This window comes from Streptomyces lancefieldiae (assembly GCF_031845825.1).
Lineage (GTDB): Bacteria > Actinomycetota > Actinomycetes > Streptomycetales > Streptomycetaceae > Streptomyces > Streptomyces lancefieldiae.
Window position 1 is genome coordinate 1 of the sequence record NZ_JAVRFH010000149.1, and the last position, 3,772, is coordinate 3,772.

At 72.1% G+C, this 3,772-nt stretch carries 5 protein-coding genes and 1 pseudogene; 3 read left to right on the plus strand and 3 right to left on the minus strand.

Translation table 11 applies throughout. The annotated features are described in order from the left end of the window. Together RM812_RS40910 and RM812_RS40915 are read left to right on the plus strand one after the other, a co-directional pair. Positions 1-182: pseudogene (locus RM812_RS40910) on the plus strand (aldehyde-activating protein); the annotation flags it as partial. A 486-nt stretch (positions 183-668) separates the two neighbouring features. After that, positions 669-1,562 carry a restriction endonuclease gene (locus RM812_RS40915; RefSeq protein WP_311585909.1) on the plus strand — a complete coding sequence of 298 codons (894 nt, stop codon included), beginning with the start codon at positions 669-671 and terminating at the stop codon, positions 1,560-1,562. Here RM812_RS40915 and RM812_RS40920 read toward each other — a convergent pair. Next, positions 1,538-2,392: a nucleotide sugar dehydrogenase gene (locus RM812_RS40920; RefSeq protein WP_311585911.1), complete on the minus strand. Its 855-nt coding sequence runs from the start codon at positions 2,390-2,392 to the stop codon at positions 1,538-1,540. The two genes, RM812_RS40915 and RM812_RS40920, sit on opposite strands and share 25 nt — an antisense overlap. A 117-nt stretch (positions 2,393-2,509) precedes the next feature. Continuing rightward, entirely contained in the window at positions 2,510-2,950 is a 441-nt protein-coding gene (locus RM812_RS40925) for an NUDIX domain-containing protein (protein WP_311585913.1), read from the minus strand. 73 nt (positions 2,951-3,023) lie between these two features. Here RM812_RS40925 and RM812_RS40930 point away from each other — a divergent pair, with 73 nt between their 5' ends. Then, positions 3,024-3,359 carry a hypothetical protein gene (locus tag RM812_RS40930; protein ID WP_311585915.1) on the plus strand — a complete coding sequence of 112 codons (336 nt, stop codon included), beginning with the start codon at positions 3,024-3,026 and terminating at the stop codon, positions 3,357-3,359. A gap of 63 nt (positions 3,360-3,422) precedes the next feature. Here the strand turns inward: RM812_RS40930 and RM812_RS40935 are convergent. After that, a partial coding sequence (locus tag RM812_RS40935; protein ID WP_311585917.1) for a hypothetical protein occupies positions 3,423-3,772 on the minus strand: 350 nt, incomplete at its 5' end.

The following is a 3,772-nucleotide window of genomic DNA, read 5'->3' on the forward strand; positions in this document are numbered from 1 at the left end:
GCCCGACCTGCGGCAGTCGCCTCGCGGCAATCGACAGCGACATCTCAGAGGTCGGCATCAACGTCACCGCTCTCGACGACACCAGCGGCCCAGACCTCGTGCCGATCCACGCGTCCTTCCGCGACAACGCCGTGCACTGGCTTCCGCCCGTTCCGGAAACCGAGCACAACACGGCTCGATAACCGCCGCCCACTGATCGGCAAAGTCACCCGCTCCCCAGAGCGGCCCAACTTGACCAGCGTCGTCGCGTACCGCCCCGCGCCCCCTGGCAGGACACCGAGATCGTGCACTCCGCGAACTCCGCTCCCCCGCTCGCACCCCGGACACCCCACATCCGCGAAGTCCCCGGAGGATCCAGCGCCGAGCGCAGCGACTCCCAGCCCATGGCCGCGGCCAAGTTCACCGAGGGGACCGGCCCTCCCCGGCACGGCTCTACCTCGCGGCGCCCGCGCGGCGGCGTCCCGCGCCGTCCGGAGTCCTGACGGCTCCGCTACCTCGAGTTCCTCCAACCACAGCAGAGGGGTAGCACGATCGCCAGGCCCACCAGGAAGAGGGCGGGTCTCTCGGTCAGCGTCGCCCGGCCGGTGGGCCCAGGCCGACACGCGATGTCGGTGCCCTGTGGTGGAGTTGCCGCCTGGCCTGTGATGTCAACTCGCGAAGGAGTACCGATGGTTGAGAGCAAGACGCATGGCGGCGAACGGCTGGAGGACGGCGATACGCCTGCCGACTTAACCCAGCGCACCGCGGTCTCGGACGGAGGGCCGGACCCTGACCTCCTGCTGGACTCCCCGGATCCGGGCCGCCATCCAGCCGGGCTGGAACGATGGGTCTCACGCGAGGAACTGCGTGGTGGCGTGCTGATCGGCGCGGCAGTGGCCGCCCTCGCAGCGGTGGTCGGATTCGGGATCTGGTTGGGAGCCTGGCTGAACGAGCACTGGGGGATCTATGCCGTCGTGCCGCAGGTGGTGTTCATGCTGCTGGCCGTCTGGGGCCTGGCCGGCGACCAGCGGCGCCGGTGGGAGGAGCGGCGGGCCCGGGGCGTGCGGCTGTCGTTGGAGGAGATCGACGCTCTGCATCACCGCGAGTTCGAGTTCGCGGTGCGGGATCTGATGCGCCGTGACGGCTTCGAAGCCGAGCGGGTCGGCGGAGCGCACGATGACGTCTGCGACGTCCGCGGTGTCGACCCAGATGGCCGGATCTGGGTCGTTCAGTGCAAGCACAAGCGGGACGGCTGGGAGGGCAAGGCCATCGGGGTGGAGGTCTTACAGCGGCTCAACGGCACGGCGCTAACCGTCCACGGGGCCCGGTTCGCGGTCATCGTCACCAACGGCCGGTTCACCCTGCCGGCGGTGGAGCGGAGCGAGACATACGGCGTCCACCTGATCGACCGGGGCCGACTGGAGCTGTGGGCCGCCGAGGGCCGGCCGCTGTGGAAACTGCTGGAAGGGGTCAAGCCCGCCCGGCGGCTGCCGGGACAGCGGCGCCGGCGGCGGCCGGGGTCTGCCCGGGCCGCCGCCGGGGTGCCCGCCTTGGCCCGTCAAGGCCGGCCGAGGGCCCGGTAGATCCACCCGGCGGCGCGCCAGTCGTCGGCGGTGAGGGTGCCGCGGGCGTCGATCACCTTCGGGTTCGCGACGCGGGAGGAGAGGCGGGCGGGGTCGATGTGCCGGTAGGCGGGCCACTCGGTCAGGTGCAGCAGCAGGTCGGCGTCCTGCGCGGCGGGGATCGGGTCGTCGGCGTAGTCGAGGGCGGGGTGGAGCTTGCGGGCGTTGTCGCGGGCCTTGGGGTCGGTGACGGTGACCGAGGCGCCGAGGTCGTGCAGGGCCTGGGCGACGGCGAGGGCGGGCGAGTCTCGGATGTCGTCGGTCTCGGGCTTGAAGGCCGCGCCCCAGACGGTGATCCGCTTGCCCCGCACGTCGCCGCCGAGCTCCTGGCGGGCGAGGGTGACGATGCGCTCACGGCGGCGGGCGTTGACGGCGTCGGCTTCGCGCAGGATCCCGGCGGCCGGGCCGGCGTCGAGCTCGTCGGCGCGGGCGATGAAGCCTCGCAGGTCGTGGGGCAGGCAGCCGCCGCCGAACCCGAGCCCGGGGCGCATGCCGCGGCGGCCGATGCGGTGGTCGGGGCCGAGGGCGAGCTCGGCGACGTTGGCGCCGGAGGCTTCGCAGACCTCGGCCATCGCGTTGACGAAGGAGATCTTGGTGGCGAGGAAGGAATTCGAGGCGCCCTTGGCGAGCTCGGCGGTGGCCCAGTCGGTGACGATCGTCGGCGTGCCGACGTCGATGATCTTCTCGAACGCCTCCCTCAGCGCGGTCTCGGCGCGGGAGCGGCCGGGGCCGAAGCCGAGGACGAGCCGGTCGGGGCGCAGGGTGTGGACCTTGTCGATGTCGGAGTCCATGCCGAGGACCTAGTGGCCGAGTTCGGCCATGCAGGCCGCGTGGGTGGCGCCGAGGGCGGGGTCGTCCCTTCGGGTGGGGCCGCCCTGGCCCCACCCGCGCCCTGGTCGGTGGGGCGTTCAGGAGGGCCGGGCGGCCAGGTGGCGGTGGATCCCGGCCCGGATGAACGGCGGGATCGTGAGGATGTCGAGGTGTTCGGGAGCGAAGAACTGGAGTTTGACGCCTTCGGCGAGCGGCAGTTGCGTCTCGTCGCCGTCCCAGCAGGCGGCGAAGAACGTGATCAGCTGCCCGGAGCCGTGCTCGTCGCGGATCTCGAACAGCTCGGTGAGATCCCAGGGTTCGAGGCCGGCTTCCTCGTCGAGCTCGCGGACGATGGCGGCGGCCGGGGCTTCGCCAGCGTCGCAGCCGCCGCCCAGCAGGCTCCAGTGGTTTGGCCAGGCGATGACGCCGGGCAGGTCGTCGCGCAGGTGCATCAGCAGCTCGCCGCGGCGGTTGGTGATAATGGCGACGGCTCCGCGGGCGGTGGCCGGCCTCTGGACGTCGGTGGTGTCGGAGTGCATGCCGACACGGTAGTGACGAGGGGGGTCGTCATGCGGCCGCCCTGAGGGTCTGGTCGGCGCGGACGCCGACGAGGTGTTCCGCGACCTGAAGAACCCCAAGACCGCCCTCGCCTGGAACCAACAGGCCGCCGCCATGCCGTCCGGGGTGTTCACCCGCTCCGTCGGCATGCGGCTTGCCATCGTCGGCACCGCCCACCTCCAGGCCCGCGACCTCGACCACGGACTCGACCTCGGCAACCGGTCCGTCGACATCCTCGCCCGCGTACAGTCCAGCCGCGCCAAAGACTACGTGCGCGAGTTCACCGACGCCCTCGCCCCGTGGCGCCGGGAGCCGGCCGTCCGCGACTTCCTCCACCGCGCCCGCACCGAACTGAGCACGCTGCCTGAACTGGCATCCGCGCCCGGGTAGATCCCCGCAGGCCGACTGAACCGCACCCGCACGGGATGGGCGCGGTGGCCGCCGCTGGTGCTCCTACTGCGCCCGTTGGAACCGGGAGACCTCCACAGCCCACTGCGCCACCGCTTCAAGGTTTCCCCGCGGCGCCAGCCGGCCGGCAGCAGCCGCTATCCGGGGGTAGGCCGGATGCATGTCGTGATCGGCCCCGGTGACCAGCGCGGACAGCAACGGCGCGGTTCCCGCGCGGCTCCGGTCCACCTGGATGAGCACCGCAGTCTGCTGGCTCCTCTCGAGGGCTGGCAGACCTGGCGGGAGCTGGGCGCGAATCTGCGTCCAGGTGAGCGTCGTGCCGGTCGCTGCCGCCTTCTGCAGGGTGCTCTTGACCGCGGCGGCCAGAGGGTCGAGCTTCACCCGCGCGGGGCTCT

Coding starts and splice junctions, on each gene's coding strand:
- RM812_RS40915 (WP_311585909.1), top strand. CDS start 669: ATGGTTGAGAGCAAGACGCATGGCGGCGAACGGCTGGAGGACGGCGAT.
- RM812_RS40920 (WP_311585911.1), bottom strand. CDS start 2,392: ATGGACTCCGACATCGACAAGGTCCACACCCTGCGCCCCGACCGGCTC.
- RM812_RS40925 (WP_311585913.1), bottom strand. CDS start 2,950: ATGCACTCCGACACCACCGACGTCCAGAGGCCGGCCACCGCCCGCGGA.